Annotated in this window: 18 protein-coding genes; 11 read left to right on the top strand and 7 right to left on the bottom strand. The window is 70.3% G+C overall.

All coding sequences use genetic code 11. From position 1 onward, the window contains the following. Window positions 1-58: 58 nt before the first annotated feature. Window positions 59-1366: an ATP-binding protein gene (locus EBL85_RS09050; protein ID WP_123142733.1), complete on the bottom strand. Its 1308-nt coding sequence runs from the start codon at window positions 1364-1366 to the stop codon at window positions 59-61. A 54-nt stretch (window positions 1367-1420) separates the two neighbouring features. After that, window positions 1421-3409: an SLC13 family permease gene (locus tag EBL85_RS09045; RefSeq protein WP_123142732.1), complete on the bottom strand. Its 1989-nt coding sequence runs from the start codon at window positions 3407-3409 to the stop codon at window positions 1421-1423. 109 nt (window positions 3410-3518) lie between these two features. Here EBL85_RS09045 and EBL85_RS09040 point away from each other — a divergent pair, with 109 nt between their 5' ends. Then, window positions 3519-4250 (top strand): retroviral-like aspartic protease family protein, encoded by a 732-nt coding sequence (locus EBL85_RS09040; RefSeq protein WP_190288060.1) that lies wholly within the window; start codon window positions 3519-3521, stop codon window positions 4248-4250. Window positions 4251-4256: 6 nt separating this feature from the next. Here EBL85_RS09040 and EBL85_RS09035 read toward each other — a convergent pair whose 3' ends face one another. The 4 genes from EBL85_RS09035 to ileS all read right to left on the bottom strand — a co-directional run bounded on the left by EBL85_RS09035 (window position 4257) and on the right by ileS (window position 9651). Continuing rightward, on the bottom strand, window positions 4257-5303 hold the full coding sequence (locus EBL85_RS09035) for a succinylglutamate desuccinylase/aspartoacylase family protein (RefSeq protein WP_123141298.1): 1047 nt from the start codon (window positions 5301-5303) through the stop codon (window positions 4257-4259). 9 nt (window positions 5304-5312) lie between these two features. After that, on the bottom strand, window positions 5313-6218 hold the full coding sequence (rimK, locus tag EBL85_RS09030; RefSeq protein WP_062273506.1) for a 30S ribosomal protein S6--L-glutamate ligase: 906 nt from the start codon (window positions 6216-6218) through the stop codon (window positions 5313-5315). A 90-nt stretch (window positions 6219-6308) separates the two neighbouring features. After that, window positions 6309-6818: a signal peptidase II gene (lspA, locus tag EBL85_RS09025; protein ID WP_123141297.1), complete on the bottom strand. Its 510-nt coding sequence runs from the start codon at window positions 6816-6818 to the stop codon at window positions 6309-6311. Further along, on the bottom strand, window positions 6811-9651 hold the full coding sequence (ileS, locus tag EBL85_RS09020) for an isoleucine--tRNA ligase (protein WP_123142731.1): 2841 nt from the start codon (window positions 9649-9651) through the stop codon (window positions 6811-6813). The genes lspA and ileS overlap by 8 nt, the downstream gene beginning before the upstream one ends. Window positions 9652-9951: 300 nt before the next feature. Between ileS and EBL85_RS09015 the strand changes: the two genes are divergently transcribed. The 7 genes from EBL85_RS09015 (at window position 9952) to nikB (ending at window position 17084) form a co-directional block, all read left to right on the top strand. Further along, on the top strand, window positions 9952-11232 hold the full coding sequence (locus EBL85_RS09015) for an HD-GYP domain-containing protein (protein ID WP_223806105.1): 1281 nt from the start codon (window positions 9952-9954) through the stop codon (window positions 11230-11232). Between the two features lie 176 nt (window positions 11233-11408). Continuing rightward, window positions 11409-12299 carry a cysteine synthase CysM gene (cysM, locus tag EBL85_RS09010; protein ID WP_123142729.1) on the top strand — a complete coding sequence of 297 codons (891 nt, stop codon included), beginning with the start codon at window positions 11409-11411 and terminating at the stop codon, window positions 12297-12299. Window positions 12300-12336: 37 nt separating this feature from the next. Further along, complete coding sequence (gene rlmD, locus EBL85_RS09005; protein ID WP_123141293.1) at window positions 12337-13665, top strand: 23S rRNA (uracil(1939)-C(5))-methyltransferase RlmD; 1329 nt, start codon at window positions 12337-12339, stop codon at window positions 13663-13665. A gap of 45 nt (window positions 13666-13710) precedes the next feature. Beyond that, a complete protein-coding gene (locus EBL85_RS09000) occupies window positions 13711-14178 on the top strand; it encodes a CYTH domain-containing protein (protein WP_123141292.1) in 468 nt (155 codons plus the stop codon). Then, complete coding sequence (locus EBL85_RS08995; protein ID WP_123142728.1) at window positions 14175-15680, top strand: ABC transporter substrate-binding protein; 1506 nt, start codon at window positions 14175-14177, stop codon at window positions 15678-15680. The genes EBL85_RS09000 and EBL85_RS08995 overlap by 4 nt, the downstream gene beginning before the upstream one ends. Next, on the top strand, window positions 15680-16165 hold the full coding sequence (locus EBL85_RS08990) for a L,D-transpeptidase (protein ID WP_123141290.1): 486 nt from the start codon (window positions 15680-15682) through the stop codon (window positions 16163-16165). Before EBL85_RS08995 ends, EBL85_RS08990 begins: the two co-directional genes overlap by 1 nt. Window position 16166: 1 nt before the next feature. Beyond that, complete coding sequence (gene nikB, locus EBL85_RS08985) at window positions 16167-17084, top strand: nickel ABC transporter permease (protein ID WP_123142727.1); 918 nt, start codon at window positions 16167-16169, stop codon at window positions 17082-17084. On the opposite strand, the gene EBL85_RS08980 is transcribed toward nikB, so the two are convergent. Then, complete coding sequence (locus EBL85_RS08980) at window positions 17085-18347, bottom strand: glucose-1-phosphate adenylyltransferase (protein ID WP_123142726.1); 1263 nt, start codon at window positions 18345-18347, stop codon at window positions 17085-17087. It lies immediately after the preceding gene. Between the two features lie 298 nt (window positions 18348-18645). Here EBL85_RS08980 and gpmI point away from each other — a divergent pair, with 298 nt between their 5' ends. From gpmI to sohB, 3 genes are read left to right on the top strand one after another with little or no spacing between them, the layout of a single operon-like run. Next, window positions 18646-20190, top strand: a complete 1545-nt coding sequence (gpmI, locus tag EBL85_RS08975; protein ID WP_123141287.1) for a 2,3-bisphosphoglycerate-independent phosphoglycerate mutase — start codon at window positions 18646-18648, stop codon at window positions 20188-20190. A gap of 3 nt (window positions 20191-20193) precedes the next feature. Continuing rightward, window positions 20194-21030 carry a thymidylate synthase gene (locus EBL85_RS08970; protein WP_123142725.1) on the top strand — a complete coding sequence of 279 codons (837 nt, stop codon included), beginning with the start codon at window positions 20194-20196 and terminating at the stop codon, window positions 21028-21030. 34 nt (window positions 21031-21064) lie between these two features. After that, window positions 21065-22084 (top strand): protease SohB, encoded by a 1020-nt coding sequence (gene sohB / locus EBL85_RS08965; protein ID WP_123142724.1) that lies wholly within the window; start codon window positions 21065-21067, stop codon window positions 22082-22084. Window positions 22085-22294: the final 210 nt, after the last annotated feature.

The following is a 22294-nucleotide window of genomic DNA, read 5'->3' as shown; positions in this document are numbered from 1 at the left end:
CGCCCGCCGCTGGTGCTGGCCGGCTGAGCGCGGCCGCACCACGCTGGGGGGCGTCCGTCTATCCCCGCTCGAACCCGATCTCGCAGCTGTCGGGGTGCGCCGGCGGCGCGTCCTCGAGGATGCGCCGCTTGCCTTCCAGCAAGAAGTCGATCGCCCGTTGCAGGTCGGCCTGGGCGACGCGCTGCTCGGACTCGGGACGCATCGCCGCGTAGGAGGCGGCGAGCAGTACCGCGTTCTGGATGTCGCCACCGGCGGCGCCCTCGGAGTGCGCGGCCAGATCCTGATGGTCGACGTCCGCGGCCAGCGGCAGCTCGGCGGGGATGTGTGCGGCCCAGAGACGCGCGCGCTCGTCGGGGCCGGGGAGCCGGAACTCGACATGGGCGAGCATCCGTCGCAGGAAGGCGGTGTCGTAGTTGCCGACCAGGTTGGAGGCGAAGATCACCGCGCCCTCGAAGTTGTCGAGTTCGATCAGGGTGGTGCTGCGCGCGACATTGATGCTGTTGTCGGCCGATTGCGAGATGTCGCGCAGCCGTCGCCCGAGGATCGAGTCGGCCTCGTCGAAGAACAGCAGCGCGCCGCTCTCGCGCGCGCGGGCGAAGGCCGCCTGGATGTTCTTCGGCGTCTCGCCGACATACATCGACTCCAGCTCGGCATAGCTCACCCGCAGGATCGGTCGGTCGAGCAGATCGGCGATGGCATCGGCGGCGAGGGTCTTGCCGGTGCCCGGCGGGCCGTAGAAGTTGAGCGCCAGGCGTCGCCCGGTGCGCGCCACCGCCGCCAGGTTCCAGGTGTCGTAGATCAGCCCCTGGGCGAGCAGCACGTTGGTCGCCTCGCGGATGCGGGTGAGGGTCTCGGGGTCGAGGATGAGTTGGTCGAGGCGGTGACGGGGGCGCTCCGGGGTGATCCAGTCGAGCCGTGGCCTGACCGTGGGGGCGGCGCTTGCCGCCTCGGGCGCGGCCGGTTCGGTCGCGCGCGATTCGGCGAGGGCCTCGGGCTCGGGCGTGAGCCCGGCGGCGCGGGCGATCTCGGGGTCGATCGGCGCACCCTCGGGGTTGGCGTGGGCGCGGCGCGCGAGGGTGGCCTGCCAGGGGTTGAAGTCGATGCGGACCTTGGGGCGCAGCAGTGCGCCGGGGAAGCGGCTGCGCGCGAGGGTGCGCCCGAGCCGCTTGATCAGCGCGTTGGTGGCCGCCGGTTCGGCCTCGATGGTGTAGGGCTCGCCCTGCTCGCGACAGCGCGGGCAGTCGTACATGGGCACGCCCACGGCCTCGATCAGCGGGTGGCCGGGGAGGCGCTTCTCGCCCTGGAGGACGAGTTCGAGCGGGCAGTCGTGGGTCGGGCAGCGTGGGGTTCGGTTGATCAGTGACATGGTCGCGGGTCTGGGCGCCGGCCTGGTGTGGCCGGCGCGACTGTGGGCCGTGGATCAGGGATGGTGGGTGAACACCAGGTTCAGCATGGTCAGCGAGACCACCAGGAACAGCACCGTCATGATACCGCCGGCGCGCAGGAAGTCGGCCACCCGATAACCGCCCGGTCCCATCACCAGGGCGTTGACCTGATGGGTGGGGATGAGGAAGGAGTTGGAGGTGGCGATGGCCACGGTCAGCGCGAACAGCGCCGGATCGGCGCCGACCCCGAGCGCCATGTTGACCGCCAGCGGCACCAGCAGCACGGTGGCGCCGACGTTCGACATCACCAGGGTGAAGGCGGTGGCGAGGATCGCGAGCACCGCCTGCACCACCCACACCGGCACCGTGCCGAGCGCCCCGAGCGCCCCGAGCGCCTGATCGGCGATCCAGGCGGCGGTGCCGCTCTGCTCCACCGCCAGCCCCAGCGGGATCAGCGAGGCGAGCAGGAACACCGTCTTCCAGCTCACCGCCGCGTAGGCCTCCTCGATCGACAGCACCCCGGTGAGCACCATGCCCACGGCGCCGGTGAGCAGTGCGACCGACAGGCGCAGGTCGGTGAACAGGATCAGCCCGAGGGTGAGCACGAACAGCGCCAGCGCCACCGGGACCTTGTGCGGGCGCAGCGCCTCGTGCGGGTACTCGGTGGTGACGACGACGAAGTTGCGGTCGCGCTCGAGCCGCGCCAGATCGGCCCAGGTGGTGTGCACCACCAGCGCGTCGCCGGCGGCGAAGGGGGTGTTGCGCACCCCGCCGGTGGTGTAGTTGATGATGCTGCCGCCGCGATGGATCGCCAGCAGCGACAGCCCGTAGGTCTTGCGCAGCCACAGATCGCGCGCGCTCTTGCCGATCAGCGCCGAGCCCGGCGGCACCACCAGCTCGGCGATCCCCGCCCTGGACTCCGAGACGACCTCGGCGAAGTGGTCGAGTTCGGCACTGCGTTCGAGCCGGTTGGCGGCGACGAAGGCGTCCATCGCCGGTGCGGTGCCGATCAGCGCCAGGCGGGTGTCGGCGGCGATGCCGAGGGCGCGGTTGACCCCGTCGGCGCCGACCCTGAGCCCGTCGCCCTTGTCGAGCGCGACCACCCGCACCGTCCAGGTGCGCTCCATGTCGTCGACGCTGGTACCGACCAGCGGGCTGTCTGCCGGTACCCGCAGCTCGTGGACCGCGCAGCCGTCGAGTTGATAGGTCTCGGCGAGATAGGCGCGGGTGGTCGCGGCCTCGTGCAGCTCGGTCTCGCCGCTCCCGCCGCGCGGCAGCACCAGGCGCCCGGCGATGACGAAATAGAGGATGCCGGTGATCAGCAGGGCGATGCCGATCGGGGCGACGTCGAACAGCGCGAAGGTGCGCAGCGGTGCGCTGTCGGCGGGGAGGGCGTCGTTGGCCTGGAGGATGAGGTCGTTGAGCAGGATCAGCGGGCTCGAGCCGACCATGGTGATGGTGCCGCCGAGGATGGCGCAGAAGCCCATCGGCATCAGCAGTCGCGAGATCGGTAAGCGGGTGCGCGCGGCGATGCGCCCGACCACCGGGATGAACAGCGCCGCGGCGCCGACGTTCTGCATGAAGCTCGAGATCACCCCGACGGTGCCCGAGACCAGCGGGATGATGCGCGTCTCGGTGGCGCCGCCGAGACGCATGATCAGCCCCGCCACCCATGACATGATGCCGGTGCGATCGAGTCCGGCGCCGACGATCATCACCGCGATGATCGAGATCACCGCGTTGCTGGCGAAGCCGTCGAACAGGCGCTCGGGCGCGACCAGTCCCTGTTCGAGTCCGATCCAGGGTGCGACCAGGCTGCTCAGGCCGAGCAGTACCATCACGCTGATCGCGGCGACGTCGACGCTCACCACCTCGAAGGCGAAGAGGAAGACGGTGAGCAGCAACACGGCGCTGACCCAGGCGATCTCGACCGAGGGGACGATCCCGGCGAGATAGATGGCGAGCAGGGTGAAGAGTGCGGCGGCCAGGTGCTCCCTGGGCAGGGCGCGGATGGCGTCGGTCATCGGGGGTCCTCCTCTCGGCGCGGGCGATGGGTGTGAACCGGCGATCGATCATACATTAACGTTTGCTTATATTTTTCGCTTTTTTCGTCGGCCTGTTAGCCTTGCCGCGATGAAGCGACATGCCCTGATGCTGGTGGTGATGGCCGTGCTGGCGAGCGCGGCGGGGGGAGGCGCGCGCGCCGCGCCCGAGGTCGAGGTGGCGAGTGCGCTCACCCGGCTGGCCGCACGGCACGACTTCACGGTGAGCGGGATCGAGCAGGCGCGCGGACGCCACGGGCGGCTGCGCGAGGGCGCGCTGGAGCGACGCCTGCGCCATCTGCTCGCCGGGATCGATCATGTCATCCTGCGCACCGCCGATGGTCGCGTGCAGCGGGTCATCCTGCCCGGCGGTCGGGGGGCGGTCGCGACGGCCTCGGTGGCATTTGCGCCGGCGCCGCGACCGCCGGCGGTGCTGGCGCTGCGCCGCAAGGGCGCGGCACTGGTGGTGGTGCTGACGCTCGAGTCCGCCGAGGGGCGGCCGAGGCCGCAGCCGTTGCTGGTCGATTCGGGGGCCGTGCGCACCCTGCTGCCGGCGCCGCTGTGCGCCGAACTCGGGCTCGACCTGGAAGGGGTGGCGCCGGTCGCGATCGCGCTCGGCGACGCCGAGGTGCGGGCGCTGCCGGGGCGGTTGGCCGCGGTGCGCGCCGGTCCCAGGCGTCTGGTCGAGGTCGAGGTGGGCTGTGTCGAGGGGCGCGCGCTCGGCGGCAACGCATTGCTCGGCGAGGATCTGCTCGGTCGGCTCGGCGCTCGGCTCGATCGCGACGGCGCGCGTCTGGTGCTCGATCCCGCGCCGGGCGACTGAGTGGTCTCAGAGGATGCTCGGTCCCGCCTCGGTCTCGTCCTCGGGATCGAGCGCGACGCGATACTGCTCGACGGCCTCGACCGCGCTCTCCAGGGCGCCGAAGCGGGCGATGTGATAGAGCGCCTCGCCCTCGGTGACCAGCGGCAGGTTGGTGCGACCGATGACGATGCCGCTGCAGGGCGCGCGCACCGGCTCGTCGGCGGGGCGGAAGGGGTCGGTGAGCACCCCCAGGGTGTCGCCGCGCTCGACCTGGGCGCCGAGCGCGGTGAGCGAGAGCAGCACGCCGCTCTGCGGGGCGCGCACCCACAGGCTCGAGCGCGCCACCACCGGGGCGCGCACCCGGGCGCGGCGCCCGCCCGAGGCGCGGATCATCCCCAACCGTCGCATCACCCCGAGGATGCCGCGCACCCCGGCGCGGATCGAGAACTCGTCGAAGCGCAGCGCCTCGCCGGCCTCGAACAGCAACAGCGGGATGTCGTGCTCGGCGGCCACCGCGCGCAAGGAGCCCGGGCGTGGGTCGGCGTCGAGGATCACCGGCGCGGCGAAGGCGCGCGCCAGCTCCGAGGTCTCGGGGCTGGCGTCGAGGGTGGCGCGGATCTGGGGCAGGTTCTCGCGATGCAGCGCACCGGTGTGCAGGTCGATGCCGTGGGTCGCCTTGGTGACCACCTCATTGATCAGGGTGGCGGCCAGGCGCGCGGCCAGCGAGCCGGTGTCCGAGCCGGGGAAGCTGCGGTTGAGATCGCGTCGGTCGGGGAGGTAGCGCGACTGGCGGACATAGCCGTAGACGTTGACCACCGGCACCGCCAGCAGGGTACCGCGCAGGTGACGCAGCGCCGGATGGGCGAGCAACCGGCGGATGATCTCGACGCCGTTGATCTCGTCGCCGTGGATCGCCGCGGTGATGAACAGCCGCGGGCCGTCGCGCCGCCCGCGCAGCACGTGCACCGGCATCGCCACCGGGGTCTGGGTGTAGAGGTTGGGCAGGGTGAGGTCGATGCGGGTGCGCTCGCCCGGCGAGATCTCGTGCCCGGCGATACGCACTGGCTCGGTCATGAGCGCTGCTCAGCCCTGCCCACGGGTGCGGGTCTTGCCGGCGGCGGCGTTCTTCTCGATGAAGGCGATCACCTGGTCGGCGACGTCCTTGCCGGTGGCCGCCTCGATGCCTTCCAGCCCGGGCGAGGAGTTGACCTCCATCACCACCGGGCCGTGGTTGGAGCGGAGGATGTCGACGCCGGCGACGTTGAGCCCCATGATCCGCGCCGCGCGGGTGGCGGTGGAGCGTTCCTCGGGGGTGATGCGGATTAGCGAGGCGCTGCCGCCGCGATGGAGGTTGGAGCGGAACTCGCCGGCCTTGGCCTGACGCTTCATCGCCGCCACCACCTTGTCGCCGATGACGAAGCAACGGATGTCGGCGCCCTTGGCCTCGCGGATGTACTCCTGCACCAGGATGTTGGCCTTGAGTCCCATGAAGGCCTCGATCACGCTCTCGGCGGCCTGCTGGGTCTCGGCGAGCACCACGCCGATGCCCTGGGTGCCCTCGAGGAGCTTGATCACCAGCGGCGCGCCGCCGACCATCTTGATGAGATCGGCGATGTCGTCCGGGGCGTGGGCGAAGCCGGTGATCGGCAGCCCGATGCCCTTGCGCGAGAGCAGCTGCAGCGAGCGCAGCTTGTCGCGCGCGCGGGTGATCGCCACCGACTCGTTGAGCGGGTAGACGCCCATCATCTCGAACTGGCGCAGCACCGCGGTGCCGTAGAAGGTCACCGAGGCGCCGATGCGCGGGATCACCGCGTCGAAGCCGGTCAGCTCCTCGCCCTTGTAGTGGATCGAGGGGGCGTGCGAGGTGATGTTCATGTAGCAGCGCAGCACATCGAGCACCTTGGTCTCGTGGCCGCGCGCGCGCGCCGCCTCCACCAGTCTGCGGGTGGAGTAGAGCGAGGGGTTGCGTGACAGGATTGCAATCTTCATCGCATTCACTGGTCCCTGATGAAGAAAAAGGACCGGGGCGTTGTTCCCCGGGTGGACGACCCTCCCTGGTCGTTGCCGGACACGCCGGCGTCAGTCCAGGTGGCGCGGTTCGGGCTGCTCGAACAGGGTAACGATCAGCAGGATGACGACCCCGATGCTGATCGCGCTGTCGGCGACGTTGAAGGCCGGCCAGGGGTTGAACAGGTCCATCGGCAGGAAGGGCAGATAGACCTGGACGAAGTCGATCACATGACCGAGCACCACCCGGTCGATCAGGTTGCCGAGCGCACCGCCGAGCAGCAGCGCCAGTGCCGCGGCGCTCCAACGCTGGTCGCGGCGCAGCCGCCCCAGCCAGATCACCAGCGCGACGCTGACGGCCACGGCGATCAGCGCGAACAGCCAGCGCTGCCAGCCGCCGGCACCGGCGAGCAGGCTGAAGGCCGCGCCCTCGTTGAACACCAGGGTGAGGTGCAGGGTCTCGGTCAGCGCGATCACCTGGAAGGGATCGAGCAGACCGTAGACCAGCCACTTGCTGGCCTGGTCGAGGACCAGCACCAGCAGCGACAGCCACAGCCAGGAACGGGCGCCGGACTCAGCCATAGCGGCGGGTCTCGCCGGCGCCGGCGACGTTCTCGACGCAGCGTCCGCACAGCTCCGGGTGCTCGGCATCGGCGCCGACGTCGGCGCGGCGGTGCCAGCAGCGCACGCACTTGGGGTGGCTGCTCGGCGCGACCATCACCCGCAGCCCCTCGAGCTCGGTGTCCTGGGCCTCCGCGGGCGCCCGGTCGAGCGGCTCGAGCCGCACCGCCGAGGTGATCAGTACGAAGCGTAGCTCATCCTCCAGCCGCTCCAGGGTGGCCAGCAGCTCGGGCGCGCAGTAGAGGGTGAGTTCGGCGTCGAGGGCGGCGCCGATCGCGCCGTCCTTGCGCGCGGCCTCCAGCGCCGGGCCGGTGGCGGCGCGTACCGCGATCACCTGATCCCAGAAGGCGCGGCCCAGCGGCTCGTCCTCGGCGAGGGTGAACAGCCCCGCATACCACTGCTCGATGAACGGGGTCTCGCCGCGCTCGCCGGGGATGTGGCGCCAGATCTCGTCGGCGGTGAAGCTCAGGATCGGTGCCATCCACCGCGCCATCGCCTCGATGATGTGATACATCGCGCTCTGACAGGAGCGTCGCGCCAGGCTGTCGGCCTGGGTGGTGTACTGACGGTCCTTGATGACGTCGAGATAGAAGCCGCCGAGATCGACCACGCAGAACTGCTGCAGCTTCTGGCAGATCAGGTGGAACTGGTAGTCGTCGTAGGCGGCGACGATCTCCTGCTGGAGACGCGCGGCGCGATCGACCGCCCAGCGGTCGAGGGCGAGCATCTCGGCCGGGTCGATCAGGTCGCTGGCCGGGTCGAAACCGTTGAGGTTGGCGAGCAGGAAGCGCGCGGTGTTGCGGATGCGCCGGTAGCTGTCGGCGGTGCGCTTGAGGATCTCGTCGCTGACGCTCATCTCGCCGCGATAGTCGGTGCCCGCGACCCACAGCCGGATGATGTCGGCACCGAGGTTCTTGACCACCGTCTGCGGGCTGACCACGTTGCCCTTGGACTTCGACATCTTCTCGCCCTTGGCGTCGACGGTGAAGCCGTGGGTGAGCACCTGGCGATAGGGCGCGTGACCGTGGATCGCGGTGGAGGTCATCAGCGAGGACTGGAACCAGCCGCGGTGCTGGTCCGAACCCTCGAGATAGAGATCGGCCGGGCGACCGAGTTCGGCGCGGCGGTCGAGCACGCAGGCGTGGGTCACCCCGGAGTCGAACCAGACGTCGAGGGTGTCGTGCACCTTGTCGTAGTGCGCGGCCTCCTCGGCGCCGAGGAGTTCGGCCGGATCGAGCGCGAACCAGGCCTCGATGCCCTCGCGCTCGACGCGCTCGGCGACCTGCTCGATCAGTTCGGCGGTGCGCGGGTGCAGCGCCGCCGTCTCCTTGTGGACGAACAGCGGGATCGGCACGCCCCAGGTACGCTGGCGCGAGATGCACCAGTCGGGACGGCCCTGGACCATCGCCTCGATGCGGTTGCGACCCCACTCCGGCAGCCACTCGACCTTGGCGATCTCGCCGAGTGCCGCGGCGCGCAGTCCGGCCTGCTCCATGCTGACGAACCACTGCGGGGTGGCGCGGAAGATGATCGGCGTCTTGTGGCGCCAGCAGTGCGGGTAGCTGTGGGTGATGCGGGTCTCGAGCAGCAGCGCGCCGCGCGCCTTGAGCACCTCGAGCACGTGCTCGTTGGCCTTGAACACGTGCTCGCCGGCGAACAGCGCGGTGTCGGGCAGGAAGCGCCCGTCGCCGCCGACCGGATTGTCGACCGGCAGGCCGTAGCGCTGACCGACGAGATAGTCGTCGAGACCGTGGCCGGGGGCGGTGTGTACCGCGCCGGTACCGGCGTCGAGGCTGACGTGCTCGCCGACGATCACCGGCACCTCGCGATCGTAGAAGGGGTGGCGCAGGCGCAGCCCCTCGAGATCGATGCCGCGGGCATAGCCGAGCACCCGGTAGCGCTCGATGCCCCAGCGATCCATGGTGTCCTTGAGCAGGCCCTCGGCGACGATCAGCCGCTCGCGCCCGCCCGGGGCGTCATCGTGCTCGGCCTCGACCACCACGTACTCGAGCTCGGCGTTGAGCGCAACGGCCTGGTTGGCCGGCAGGGTCCAGGGCGTGGTGGTCCAGATCACCACCGCCGCCGGGCCGCTGCCAGCACCGTCGGGGGCGGTGTGACAGCGACCGTCGAGGGCGTCGGGGTCGACCAGCTGGAAGCGCACGTCGATGGCGATCGACTGCTTGTCGGCGTACTCGACCTCGGCCTCGGCCAGCGCCGAGCCGCAGTCGACGCACCAGTGCACCGGCTTGAACCCCTTGTGGACGTGCCCATTGTCGATGATGCGGCCGAGCGCGCGGATGATGTCGGCCTCGAAGCCGTAGTCCATGGTGAGATAGGGGTTGTCCCAGTCGCCGAGCACGCCGAGACGCTTGAAGTCGGTGCGCTGACCGTCGACCTGGCGCGCGGCGTAGTCGCGACAGGCGCGACGGAACTCGGCGGCGCTGATCTTCTGACCCGGCTTGCCCTTCTTCTTCTCGACCTGGAGCTCGATCGGCAGACCGTGACAGTCCCAGCCCGGCACGTAGGGGGCGTCGAATCCGTTCAGGGTGCGCGACTTGACGATGATGTCCTTGAGCACCTTGTTGACCGCGTGGCCGATATGGATGTCGCCGTTGGCGTAGGGCGGGCCGTCGTGCAGCACGAAGCGCTCGGCGCCGGCGCGGGCCTCGCGGATACGCGCGTAGAGATCCATCGATTCCCAGCGTTTGAGCATCTCGGGCTCGCGCTGCGCCAGGTTGGCCTTCATCGCGAAGCCGGTCTTGGGAAGATTGAGCGTCTGTTTATAGTCTGTCACGTCGATCTCAGCGGGTCGGAAAGAGTGGGGCGCGCCGTCCCGGGGCGCGCGTTCGGGGCAAGCTACAAGTCGCCCCGATGATAATCAAGCGGGGGCGTCAACCGTCGGTGGCGCGCCTGGGCCCTGTGTTGACCGCCCGGGTCCCGGTCGCTAGCTTACGGCCACGCCGGAGACCGGCGCAGGTGTGGCGCGCTGTGTGGTGTCGGTGCCGTGCGCGACACGAGATCGTCGGTGAGTCGGCGTGACGCGAGCGGGCCGGTTCGAGTGTCGGGTCCAGTGTCGGTCAATGCAGGTTGCGCCGTGAGCGATAACACACAACACAAACCCAGGCTGCGGATCGGGATGTTCGTGCATCTCGATCTGCCCTGGATGGCGCACCCCTTCTTCACCAGCAGTTTCAAGATCCGCACCCGCAAGCAGCTCGAGACGCTGATGCAGCTCGATCTCGGGCGGGTGCGGGTCGATCTGGCGCGCAGCGACCCGGAGCCGGAGGACCTGCCGGCGGACGACGAGCCCGAGGGCGACGGTGACGCCGAGGTACGCGATCAACTGCGCGCCGATCTCGAGGCCTCCCTGTGGGAGGAGAAGAACGCGCGCATCCGCGTGCTCAAGGAGCGGCGCAAGCGGCTCAACCTCTGCGCCAAGCGCTACCGCCAGTCGGTGGTGCTGGCGCGCAAGCTGATGTCGCACCTGCGCTCGGCCCCGGCGCAGGCGGCCGAGGAGGCCGACGCGCTGGTCTCGCAGATGGTCGAGGACCTGACCGCCGATCACGAGGCCACGGTGCAGCTGGTCAACCTCAAGAGCCAGGACGAGAACACCTATCATCACGCCATCAACGTCATGGCGCTGGCGCTGGTGCTCGGGCGCAAGCTCAAGCTCGATCGCGAGAACCTGCGCCTGCTCGGGCTCGGCGCGCTCTTCCACGACCTCGGGCTGCAGCGCATCCCTTCACAGATCCTGCACAAAAAGGGCGACTGGAACAAGCCGGAACGCGCCCTCTACGAGCAGCACCCGCGCTACGGGGTGGAGATCGCCCAGGCCATCGGCACCCTGCCCGATGCGGTGATCGAGGTCATCGGCCAGCATCACGAGCACCTCGACGGCAGCGGCTACCCGGACGGGCTGAGCGGCAAGGCGCTCGGCGCGCTGACCCGCATCGTCAGCGTGGTCAATCGCTACGACAACCTCTGCAACGGTACCTATAGCGGACGCGGACTGTCGCCGCACCAGGCCGTCTCGAGCATGTATACCAAGGACCGCGCGCGTTACGACCCGCGGGTGCTGACCACCCTGATCACCAATCTCGGGGTCTATCCCCCGGGCACCGTGGTGCGGCTCGAGGACGAGCGCGTCGCGGTGGTGATCTCGATCAACCCCGACGACCTGCTCAGGCCCAACGTGCTGGTCTACTCACCCGAGATCCCCAGCGATCAGGCGCTGATCCTCGATCTCTCGGAGGAGGAGGGCGCGATCCGCGAGAGTCTGCACCAGTCCGAGCTCACCGAGGACATCATCGAGTATCTCAACCTCTCCGACAAGCTGAGCTATTACGTCCAGTCGAGTCCGGCGAAGGGGCGCTGAGCCGTGCTCGGTGGTGCGCGACTCCGGGTTGGCGTAAGTTGAACTCGAACCAGGGGGTCCGCTCAGCGGCGCCGGGCACCTGTCCGGGCGCCCGCGATCTGGCACAATGCGCCGCCTGCGCGTCGGGCCTGCGCCGGTTCGAACCCATCCCGCCCATCGGTCACGGTAACGAGAACATGTCCTATCCGACCATCGAAGACTTCGTCGGCAACACGCCGCTGGTGCGTCTGCAGCGTCTGCCCGGCGAGACCTCCAACCTGATCCTCGCCAAGCTCGAGGGCAACAACCCCGCCGGCTCGGTCAAGGACCGTCCCGCGCTCAACATGATCCGTCGCGCCGAGGAGCGCGGCACCATCCGCCCCGGCGACACCCTGATCGAGGCCACCAGCGGCAACACCGGCATCGCGCTGGCGCTGGCGGCGGCCATCCGCGGCTATCGCATGGTGCTGATCATGCCCGAGAACATGAGCTCCGAGCGCCGCGGGGCGATGCGCAGCTATGGCGCCGAGATCATCCTCACCCCCGCCACCGGTGGCATGGAAGCGGCCATCGATCTCGCCCTGGAGATGGAGGCGCGCGGCGAGGGCGTGCGTCTCGACCAGTTCTCCAACCCCGATAACCCCGAGGCGCACACCCTCGGCACCGGCCCCGAGATCTGGCGCGACACCGAGGGGCGGGTGACCCACTTCGTCAGCTCGATGGGCACCACCGGCACCATCATGGGCACCGGGCGCTATCTCAAGGCGCAGAACCCGGCGGTGCAGGTCGTCGGCGTGCAGCCGGCCGAGGGGGCGAGCATCCCCGGCATCCGCCGCTGGCCCGCAGCCTATCTGCCCAAGGTCTACGATCCGGCCGGGGTCGATCGCATCATCGACGTCACCCAGCAAGAGGCCGAGGAGACGATGCGCGCGCTGGCCGCGCGCGAGGGCATCTTCGCCGGCGTCTCCTCGGGCGGTGCGGTGGCCGCGGCGCTGCGTCTCTCCGCCGAGGTCGAGGACGCGGTGATCGTGGCGATCATCTGCGACCGCGGCGACCGCTATCTGTCGACCGGGGTGTTCCCGGCCTGAACCCAAATCATCCATAAACGAACGAGTATCCAAGTCCGTGTCGAGAAGAAAACGCAAGCCGCTCCCCCAGGACCCGGTCGAGGTCGAGATCGAGAGCCTGACCCACGAGGGTCGGGGCCTCGCCCACCTCGACGGCAAGGCCGTGTTCGTCGACGGCGCCCTGCCCGGCGAGCGCGTCCGCTTCCAGTACACCCGGGTGCAGCGTCGCTACGACGAGGGCCGGGTGGTCGAGGTGCTGCACGCCTCGCCCGAGCGGGTCGAGCCGCGCTGCGCGCACTTCGGGGTGTGCGGCGGCTGCTCGCTGCAGCACCAGGACACGGCGGCGCAGATCCGCGCCAAGCAGGCCAGTCTCGCCGACGTCTTCACCCGCATCGGCAAGGTCGAGCCCGAGCGTTGGCTCGATCCCCTGGTGGCCGATCATTGGGGCTACCGGCGCAAGGCCCGGCTCGGGGTGCGCCGGGTGGAGAAGAAGGGACGCACCCTGGTCGGCTTCCGCGAGCGTGGCAACGCCTTCCTCGCCGATCTCGAACGCTGTCCGGTGCTGCATCCGGCCGTCGGCGAGCGGCTGGTGGAGATCGGCGCGGCGATCGACGCGCTGAGCATCCGCGACCAGGTGCCGCAGATCGAGGTCGCCGTCGGCGACAGGTCGTGCGTGCTGGTGTTCCGCGTGCTGCAGACCCCGACCGACGCCGACCTGGAGGTGCTGCGCGCGCTCGGCGAGCGCGAGGGCTACCACATCTATCTCCAGGAGGGCGGCCCGGAGACGGTGCGCCCGCTGCCCGGGCACGAGATCGACCTGTCCTACAGCCTGCCGCGTCACGGCCTGACCCTGGAGTTCCTGCCCAACGACTTCACCCAGGTCAACCTCGAACTCAACCGCGCGATGATCGACCAGGCGCTCGGTCTGCTCGACGTCCAGCCCGACGAGACCGTGCTCGACCTGTTCTGCGGGCTCGGCAACTTCACCCTGCCGCTGGCGCGCCAGGCCGCCAGCGTGGTCGGGGTCGAGGGTGACGCCGGGCTGGTGGCGCGCGCCGAGCGCAACGCCGCGCGCAACGGCATCGACAACACCCGCTTCCACACCGCCGACCTCTACGGCGAGCTGGAACTCGAGCCGTGGATGCGCGAGCGCTTCGGCAAGGTGCTGCTCGACCCGCCGCGCAGCGGTGCGCTGCAGGTGCTCGACTGGCTGCCGCGGCTCGGTGCCGAGCGTATCGTCTATGTCTCCTGCTACCCCTCGACCCTGGCGCGCGACGCCGATCGCCTGGTCAACGGGCTCGGCTATCGGCTGCGTGCCGCCGGGGTGATGGACATGTTCCCGCACACCGGGCACGTGGAGTCGATGGCGCTGTTCGAGCGCGCCTGAACGGACGCGGCGGGCATTGCCCGCCGTGCATCCTGGAGGTCAGTCATGGCAATCGAGATCGAACGCAAGTTCCTGGTGCGCGACGCCGGCTGGCGCGAGGCGGTCAGCCGCAGCACGCGCATGGTGCAGGGCTATCTGGTGGCCGAGCCGGGGTTGACGCTGCGGGTGCGGATCGCCGGCGAGCAGGCCTTCCTCACCCTCAAGGGGGCGAGCCGCGGCATCGCCCGTGCCGAGTACGAGTACCCCGTCCCGGTGGCTGACGCCGAGGCGATGCTGCGCGATCTGGCCTGCACCGCACTGGTCGAGAAGGTGCGTCATCTGGTGACGGTCGCGGGCCGGGTGTGGGAGGTCGACGAGTTCGCCGGGGCCAATGCCGGGCTGGTGCTCGCCGAGCTCGAACTCGAGGACGAACGGGCCGTCTTCGTCCGTCCCGACTGGCTCGGCGAGGAGGTCAGCGACGACCCGCGCTACTTCAACGCGCGCCTCGCCCGTCACCCCTACCGCGACTGGTGAGCGGCGCGCGGTCGCTCGCGCTCGGCGCCGCCGCCGTGCTCGGCGGCTGCGCCCGGGGGGCGCGCGAGGACGCGGTGATCCGCTTCGCGGTGGCGCGCCCGCCGCGCAACCTCGATCCCCGTCTGGCCACCGACGCCACCTCCGAGCGGGTCAACCGGCTGCTCTATCGCACCCTGGTACGGCTCGACGCGGCCGCCCGGCCGGTGCCCGGGCTGGCGCGCTGGGAGCAGTTGGAGGCGACCCGTTACCGCTTTCGGCTCGGCGAGCAGGGGCGTCTGTTCAGCGACGGCAGCCGGCTCACCGCGCACGACGTCGTCGCCACCCTGGCCTCGATCCGCGCGCCGGGCTCGCGCTCGCCGCACCGTGCCGCGCTCGCCGGCATCGCGGCGCTGCGGGTGCGCGACGACGACACCCTGGAGCTGGTGCTGCACGCGCCCGACGCGGCGCTGCCGAGCCGGCTGGTGCTCGCGGTGCTGCCGGCGGCGGCGATCGCCCGCGACCACCCCTTCGTCACCGCGCCGATCGGCAGCGGGCCGCTGTGTCTGGTCGAGCGACCCGGCCCCGACGCGCTGCTGCTCGAACGACGCGCCGACGGTCAGCGGATCGCGCTGGTGACGGTACGCGACCCCAGCGTGCGGGTGATGAAGCTGTTGCGCGGCGAGGTCGATCTGTTGCAGGGCGATCTGCCGCCCGAGCTGGTCGATCATCTGGCGCGCGCGCCGGGCATCGCGGTGCGCGCCGTGCCCGGCGCCAACCTCTCCTATCTCGGCTTCAATCTCGAAGACCCGCGCACCGGCTCCCTGGCGGTGCGTCGCGCCATCGCCCAGGCGATCGACCGCCCCCTGCTGATCGACACCCTGCTCGGTGGTCGCGCGCGACTCGCCGAGTCGATCCTGCCGCCCGAGCACTGGGCGGGGCGGGGCGATCTCGCGCCCTGGCCTCATGACCCCGAGCGCGCCCGAGCGTTGCTCGCAGGCGCCGGGTTCGGCCCCGGGAACCCGTTGCGCCTGACCCTGAAGACCTCGAGCGATCCCTTCCGGCTGCGCCTGGCCGGGGCGCTGCAGGCGCAGCTCGCCGCGGCCGGGATCGCGCTGGCGGTGCAGGGGCACGACTGGGGGACCTTCTTCGGCGACGTCAAGGCCGGGCGCTTCAGCCTCTATGCGCTGACCTGGGTCGGGGTGCGAAGCCCCGACATCTTCCGCTACGCGCTGCACTCCGAATCGCTGCCGCCGGGGGGCGCCAATCGGGGGCGTTATCGCAACGCCTCGGTCGACCGGCTGATTGCGACCGCGGCGCGCGCGCCCTCGCTTGCCGCCGCGCGCGCGCCCTATGCCGCGCTGCAGGCGATCGTCCATGCCGAGCTGGCGTTGGTGCCGTTGTGGTACGAGGATCAGGTGGCGGCGCAGCGCGCGACCATTCGCGGCTATCGACCGGCCGGCGACGGCAACTATGATGGGCTGGCGCAGGTCGTGCGCGTCCCGGTCGCAGCAGAGGAGGAGTGATGAGCGAGCGCCGTATCCTGATCGATGTCCCTACCCAGACCCTGACCCTGTCGGCCGGCACGCGCGTGCTCGCCCGCTACCCGGTCTCGACCGGGCGCAACGGGGTCGGTGAGCGCAACGGCAGCGGTTGCACCCCGCGCGGGCTGCACCGGGTGCGCGCACGCATCGGCGATGGCTGCGCGCCGGGGACGGTGTTCCGGGGCCGCCGACCCACCGGCGAGATCTGCGACGCGGCGCTGCGCGCCGCCCACCCCGGGCGCGACTGGATCACCACCCGCATCCTCTGGCTCACCGGCTGCGAGCCGGGGCGCAACCGCGGCGGCGAGGTCGACACCCTGCGCCGCTATATCTACATCCACGGCACCCCGCCGAGCGAGCCGCTCGGCGAGCCGCGCTCGCACGGCTGCATCCGCATGCACGACGCGGCGCTGATCGCGCTCTTCGATCAGACCCCGGTCGGTACCCCGGTGGAGATCCGCGGCTGAGATGGGCGCGCTGCTCGGGCGTCTCGGCGAGGCGGCGGCGAGCCTGCTCGGGGTCTGCACCCTGGTGTTCCTGCTCATCCATCTGGTGCCGGGCGATCCGGTGGCGGCGATGCTGGGGGAGGGCGCGCGCGCCGTCGATCAGGTCGAGCTACGCGCCGCGCTGGGGCTCGATCGGCCGCTGTGGACCCAGTACCTGGACTATCTCGGCGGGCTCGCGCGGCTCGATCTCGGGGTCTCGCTGCACAGCGGTCGGGCGGTGACGGCGCTGCTCGCCGAGCGCGCCGGGCCGACCCTGGAGCTGGCCGTGGCCGCGCTCGCCCTGGCGGTGGTGGTGGCGCTGCCGCTCGGGGTGTTGGCGGCGCTGCATCAGGGGGGATGGATCGATCGCGTCGCGATGGGCTTCTCCATGCTCGGCGCGGCGATCCCCAACTTCTGGCTCGGGCCGCTGCTGATCCTGGTCTGCTCGCTGTGGCTCGGGTGGACGCCGGTGAGCGGGCGCGACGGGCCGCTGTCGCTGCTGCTCCCGGCGCTGACCCTGGGCACCGGGCTGGCGGCGGTGCTGGCGCGGATGGTGCGGTCGAGCCTGCTCGAGGTGCTCGGCGAGGACTATGTGCGTACCGCCCGCGCCAAGGGCGCGGGACCGGTGCGGGTGTTGTGGCGCCACGCCCTGCGCAACGCCTGGTTGCCGGTGCTCACCCTGCTCGGGCTGCAGTTCGGCGCGCTGCTCGGCGGTGCGGTGATCACCGAGACGGTGTTCGCCTGGCCGGGGCTCGGCAGCCTGGTGGTGGAGTCGATCCAGGCGCGCGACTACCCGCTGGTGCAGGGCGCGGTGCTGGTGATCGCGCTCGCCTATCTCGTCGTCAACACCCTCACCGACCTGCTCTATCTCGCCCTCGATCCGCGTATCCGCAGCCGTTGATCACTCCGAGTAGCGTCCGCGCGAGTTGGCGTCGCGCACGTCGCGGGCGTAGTAGCTCAGCTGTCCCATCGGCACCACCGTCACCCCGCCGGGGCTGATCTGGAAGCGTTCGGCGTCGCGGTCGCGGTCGAAGCCGATGCTGTCGCCCGGCTCGATCATGTTGTGACGATCGACGATGACGTTGCGCAGCCGGGCGCCGCGCCCGATGCGCACGTAGTCCATGATCACGCAGTTGTCGAGCTCGACGTCCTCCTCGATCACCGTCTCGCGACGGATGATCGAGTCGCGCACCCGCGCCCCCTCGTGGATCACCGTGGCCGCGCCGAGCAGGGTGTTGCGCACCTCGCCGCCGAGCAGCTTGGCCACCGGGCCCTGGTAGTTGCTGGAGAAGATCGGCCACTCGGGGTTGAACATGTCGAAGGCGGGATCGGCGCCGAGCACGTCCTTGTGGGCGTCGAAGTAGGCGTCGATGGTGCCGACGTCGCGCCAGTAGACCTGGTCCTCGTAGGGTTGGATGCCGGGGATGCGGTTGGTCGAGAAGTCGTAGGCGTAGAGCCTGTGGGTACGCAGCAGACGCGGCAGCACGTGCTGGCCGAAATCGGTCTCGCCGGCGTCGCGACAGGCCTTGAGCGCCTCGAGCAGCACCTCGGTGTCGAAGATGTAGTTGCCCATCGAGGCGAAGGCCATCGCCGGGTCGTGGGGCATCGGGGTGGGGGAGGCCGGTTTCTCCTCGAAGCCCTGGATGCGTCCCTCGGGATCGGCGGCGATGACGCCGAAGCTCGCGGCCTCGGCCAGCGGCACCGGCAGCGCGGCGATGGTGACGTCGGCCTGGCGCTCGCGATGGAAGGCGAGCATCTGGCGCACGTCCATGCGATAGATGTGATCGGCGCCGAACACCGCGACCCGGTCGGGGCGGTGTTCCTCGATCAGGTTGATGTTCTGGTTGACCGCGTCGGCGGTGCCCTGGAACCAGTGCTGCCCGGAGAGCATCTGCGGCGGCACCACGGTGACGAACTGGCTCTGCAGCAGCGGCGAGATGGTCCAGGCCTTGCGCACGTGCTCGATGAGCGACTGCGACTTGTACTGCACCAGCAGATAGATGGTCTGGATCTGCGAGTTGACCAGGTTGCTGAGCACGAAGTCGACGATGCGATAGCGCGAGCCGAAGGGCACCGAGGGTTTGGAGCGGGCGGCGGTGAGCGGCTGCAGGCGCGAGCCCTGGCCGCCGGCCATGACGAAGGCGATGATGCGATCGGTGTTCATAGTGTGCTCTCCTCCGGGCCCGTGCCGGGCGGTCTGTTGTCGTGGCGGTGGTGCTGCATCCCGGCCGGACCGATCGGGGCCGGATTCTTGCGCCGATCATAAACCTGTCACCTTAAGGTTTCTTGATGATCGTCATCGATGCGTCCATCTCTGTGCAAAAGGGGGCATGGAGGTCCGGAATCGGGGCGCGACGGGCGATCGACGACCGTCAGCGGTTAAACTAGACGGTTTTCCAGTCGTGTGGACCCATCCCGGTGCCGCGTCCCCACGAACCCGACCGTGTTCCGAGGAGAGAGCGATGAGCGACCCCATGCAGCAACTGCCCCGTCGTCCGGTGATCCTGATCATCCTGGACGGCTTCGGCGTCAACCCGGCCAAGGCCAACAACGCGGTCGCGATCGCCGACACCCCCAACCTCGATCGCTACTTCTCCAGCCATCCGCACACCACGCTGATGGCCTCGGGGCAGGCGGTAGGGCTGCCCGACGGGCAGATGGGCAACTCCGAGGTCGGTCACATGTCGATCGGCTCGGGCTGTGTGGTGCGTCAGGACCTGGTGCTGATCGACGACGCCGTCGCCGACGGCAGCTTCTACGACAACGCCACGCTGATCGCCGCGGCGCGCGCCGCGGCCGCGGCCGAGCGGCCGGTGCAGCTGATGGGACTGGTCTCCGACGGCGGCGTGCACAGTCACGTCAACCACCTCGCGGCGCTGATCGAACTGTGCCGCCGTCAGGGCGCGCGCGCCCAGGTGCATCTGTTCGCCGATGGGCGCGATACCCCGCCGCGCTCGGTGCTCGGCTATCTCGATGCCTTCGAGCCGGCGTTGCGCGAGGCCGGCGGTCAGATCGCCACGGTCAGCGGTCGCTTCTATGCGATGGATCGCGATAACCGCTGGGAGCGCACCGAGCAGGCCTGGCGCGCCATGGTCGACGGCGAGGGGCGGCGCGCGGCCGACGCGCGCGCGGCGATCGCCGCGGCCTATGAGGCCGGCGAGGACGACGAGTTCATCGTGCCGACGGTGCTCGAGGGCGCCGAGCCGATCCGCGACGGCGATCAGGTGATCCACTTCAACTTCCGCAAGGACCGCCCGCGCCAGCTGGTCGCCGCCTTTGCCGATCCCGCGTTCGCCGCATTCGACCGCCGCGGGGTGACCGGCGTGCGGGTCACCGGGATGATGGAATACGACCCCAAGTACGGCCTGCCCGCGGCCTTTGCCAGCGACGCGCCGCGCACCACCCTCGGCGGGGTGCTCGCCGAGGCCGGGCTGGCGCAGTTCCACTGTGCCGAGACCGAGAAGTACGCCCATGTCACCTTCTTCTTCAACGGCGGCGAGAACGAGCCGCTGCCGGGTGAGGAGCGGGTGCTGATCCCCTCGCCCAAGGTTGCCACCTACGACCTGCAGCCGGAGATGAGCGCTCCCGAGGTCGCCGACACCCTGGTCGAGGTGCTCGGGCGGCGCGCCTTCCCCTTCGTCGTCGCCAACTTCGCCAACGGCGACATGGTCGGCCATACCGCGGTGCGCGAGTCGGTGATCCGCGCCGTCGAGACCCTGGACCGCGAGGTCGGGCGGGTGCTCGACGCCGCCGTCGCCGCCGGCTACTCGGTAATCCTCACCGCCGATCACGGTAACTGCGACGAGATGGTCGACCCGGTCACCGGCGCGCCGCACACCCAGCACACCACCTATCCGGTGCCCTGCCTGGTGATCGACGAGCAGCCCTGGCGGTTGTCGCTCAGTGGCGCACTCAAGGATCTTGCGCCGACGGTGCTGGCGCTGATGGGACTCGATCCCGACCCGCGCATGGACGGGCGCTCGCTGCTGCTCGGTCCGGTGGGCTGAGCGATGCGCGTCTATCTTGATTTGCTGCGCGACGTGATCGACAACGGTCACGATCGCGACGACCGTACCGGGGTCGGGACCCGCTCGGTGTTCGGGCGTCAGGTGCGCTTCGATCTCGCCGCGGGCTTCCCGCTGCTCACCACCAAGCGCGTCCACCTCAAGAGCGTGGTCCACGAGCTGCTGTGGTTCCTCTCGGGCTCGACCAATGCCGCCGACCTGCAGCGCCACGGGGTCAGTATCTGGGACGAGTGGGCCGCGCCGGACGGCGACCTGGGGCCGGTCTACGGTGCCCAGTGGCGCAGCTGGCCGGCGCCCGATGGGCGTCGCATCGATCAGCTCGCCGAGCTGCTCGAGGCGATCCGCGAGCGTCCGCACTCGCGTCGGTTGGTGGTCAGCGCCTGGAACCCGGCCGACCTTCCCGACGAGGGGCTCGGGCCGCAGGACAACGTCGCCGCCGGGCGCATGGCGCTCGCCCCCTGTCACTGTCTGTTCCAGTTCCAGGTGGCCGGCGGACGGCTGTCCTGCCAGCTCTACCAGCGCAGCGCCGACCTCTTCCTCGGCGTGCCCTTCAACATCGCCAGCTACGCCCTGCTCACGGCGATGATCGCCCAGCAATGCGATCTCGAGCCCGGCGAGTTCATCCACACCTTCGGCGACCTGCATCTCTACCGCAATCACCTCACCGACGACATCGTCCATGCCCAGCTCGCGCGCGAGCCCCGGGCGCTGCCGCGGTTGCGGCTGCAGCGGGCGCCGAGTCTGTTCGACTACCGCTATGAGGACGTGGTCATCGAGGGCTATGACCCGCACCCGGTGATCCGCGCGCCGATCGCGGTCTGATGTCCTGTCGCCCGTTGCCCGAGGATCCCCCGCGATGCCGCCATTGATGGAGTTGTTGTTCGACTACGGATTGTTTCTCGCCAAGACCCTGACGCTGCTGCTGGCGTTTGCCGCGCTGCTGCTGATCCTGGCGCGTGCCCGCGGTGCCGGAGATGCGTCCTCCCCGGTGCGGCTCGAGGTCGTCGATCTCGGGGCGCGGTTGCGCGAGCAGGCCGCGCGGCTGCGTGAGGCGACCCTCGCGGGCAAGGCGCTGCGCGCGTACCGCAAGGCCGAGCGCAAGCGCGACAAGGCGCGCGCCCAGGAGATCGCGACCCGCCCCCGACTGTTCGTGATCGACTTCAAGGGGGATATCCGCGCCAGCGCGGCCGCCGCGCTGCGCGCCCAGGTCAGCGCTCTGCTGCTCGAGGCGCGGCCCGAGGACGAGGTGCTGGTACGCCTCGACAATGCCGGTGGCATGGTCACCGAGCACGGCCTGGCCGCCTCGCAGCTGGCGCGGCTGCGCGAGCGCGGCATCCGCCTGACGGTGGCGGTCGACAAGGTCGCGGCCAGTGGCGGTTACCTGATGGCCTGTGTCGCCGATCGCATCATCGCCGCGCCCTTCGCGGTGATCGGCTCGATCGGGGTACTCGCCGAAATCCCCAACTTCCACCGTCTGCTCGAGCGCCACGGGGTCGACTTCGAGCTGCACACCGCCGGCGAGCACAAGCGCACCCTGACCCTGTTCGGCGAGAACACCGAGGAGGGACGGCGCAAGCTGCGCGAGCAGCTCGAGGAGACCCATGCGCTGTTCAAGCGTTTCGTCGCCGACTACCGTCCCGCACTCGACCTCGATCGGGTCGCCACCGGCGAGTACTGGCACGGCGCGCGCGCCGTCGAACTGGGCCTGGTCGACGCCATCCAGACCAGCGACGACTATCTGCTCGCCGCGCGCGACAGCCACACACTGCTGGGGCTGCGCTGGCGCGAGCGCAAGGCCCCGCTCGAGCGGCTGATCGAGGGCGGGCGATCCGTGCTCGAACAGGGCGTGGCGCACTGGTGGCGGTCCGGCGGCTGAGTCCTCGGGAGGCGCGCGCACGCGGTGGGGCGGGAGCTGGCACCGACCGTCACAAAGGCGCAAACTAGCGCACATCGGGTCGGGTACCAATGGAGTTCACCGCTCTGACCCCGCAGGGAATAGCCTGGATGATGCGCGAGGAGAGTCACGAGGAACGCCGAGTCAGGGAGGTTGCGGTCAGCGACCGCCGCGGTCGGGGGCGTCTCGCGT

It is taken from the genome of Marichromatium sp. AB32 (assembly GCF_003718675.1).
GTDB lineage: Bacteria > Pseudomonadota > Gammaproteobacteria > Chromatiales > Chromatiaceae > Marichromatium > Marichromatium gracile.
The sequence above is the reverse complement of the archived record's forward strand: the minus strand, read 5'-3'. Positions and strand labels throughout refer to the sequence as shown.

Excerpts from the sequence above, each read along its gene's own strand:
- EBL85_RS09040 (WP_190288060.1), top strand. The coding sequence starts at position 3,519 with ATGAAGCGACATGCCCTGATGCTGGTGGTGATGGCCGTGCTGGCGAGC.
- EBL85_RS09000 (WP_123141292.1), top strand. The coding sequence starts at position 13,711 with ATGGCAATCGAGATCGAACGCAAGTTCCTGGTGCGCGACGCCGGCTGG.
- lspA (WP_123141297.1), bottom strand. The coding sequence starts at position 6,818 with ATGGCTGAGTCCGGCGCCCGTTCCTGGCTGTGGCTGTCGCTGCTGGTG.
- EBL85_RS09045 (WP_123142732.1), bottom strand. The coding sequence starts at position 3,409 with ATGACCGACGCCATCCGCGCCCTGCCCAGGGAGCACCTGGCCGCCGCA.
- rimK (WP_062273506.1), bottom strand. The coding sequence starts at position 6,218 with ATGAAGATTGCAATCCTGTCACGCAACCCCTCGCTCTACTCCACCCGC.
- EBL85_RS09035 (WP_123141298.1), bottom strand. The coding sequence starts at position 5,303 with ATGACCGAGCCAGTGCGTATCGCCGGGCACGAGATCTCGCCGGGCGAG.
- cysM (WP_123142729.1), top strand. The coding sequence starts at position 11,409 with ATGTCCTATCCGACCATCGAAGACTTCGTCGGCAACACGCCGCTGGTG.
- sohB (WP_123142724.1), top strand. The coding sequence starts at position 21,065 with ATGCCGCCATTGATGGAGTTGTTGTTCGACTACGGATTGTTTCTCGCC.
- EBL85_RS08990 (WP_123141290.1), top strand. The coding sequence starts at position 15,680 with ATGAGCGAGCGCCGTATCCTGATCGATGTCCCTACCCAGACCCTGACC.
- EBL85_RS09050 (WP_123142733.1), bottom strand. The coding sequence starts at position 1,366 with ATGTCACTGATCAACCGAACCCCACGCTGCCCGACCCACGACTGCCCG.
- EBL85_RS08980 (WP_123142726.1), bottom strand. The coding sequence starts at position 18,347 with ATGAACACCGATCGCATCATCGCCTTCGTCATGGCCGGCGGCCAGGGC.
- gpmI (WP_123141287.1), top strand. The coding sequence starts at position 18,646 with ATGAGCGACCCCATGCAGCAACTGCCCCGTCGTCCGGTGATCCTGATC.
- nikB (WP_123142727.1), top strand. The coding sequence starts at position 16,167 with ATGGGCGCGCTGCTCGGGCGTCTCGGCGAGGCGGCGGCGAGCCTGCTC.
- EBL85_RS08970 (WP_123142725.1), top strand. The coding sequence starts at position 20,194 with ATGCGCGTCTATCTTGATTTGCTGCGCGACGTGATCGACAACGGTCAC.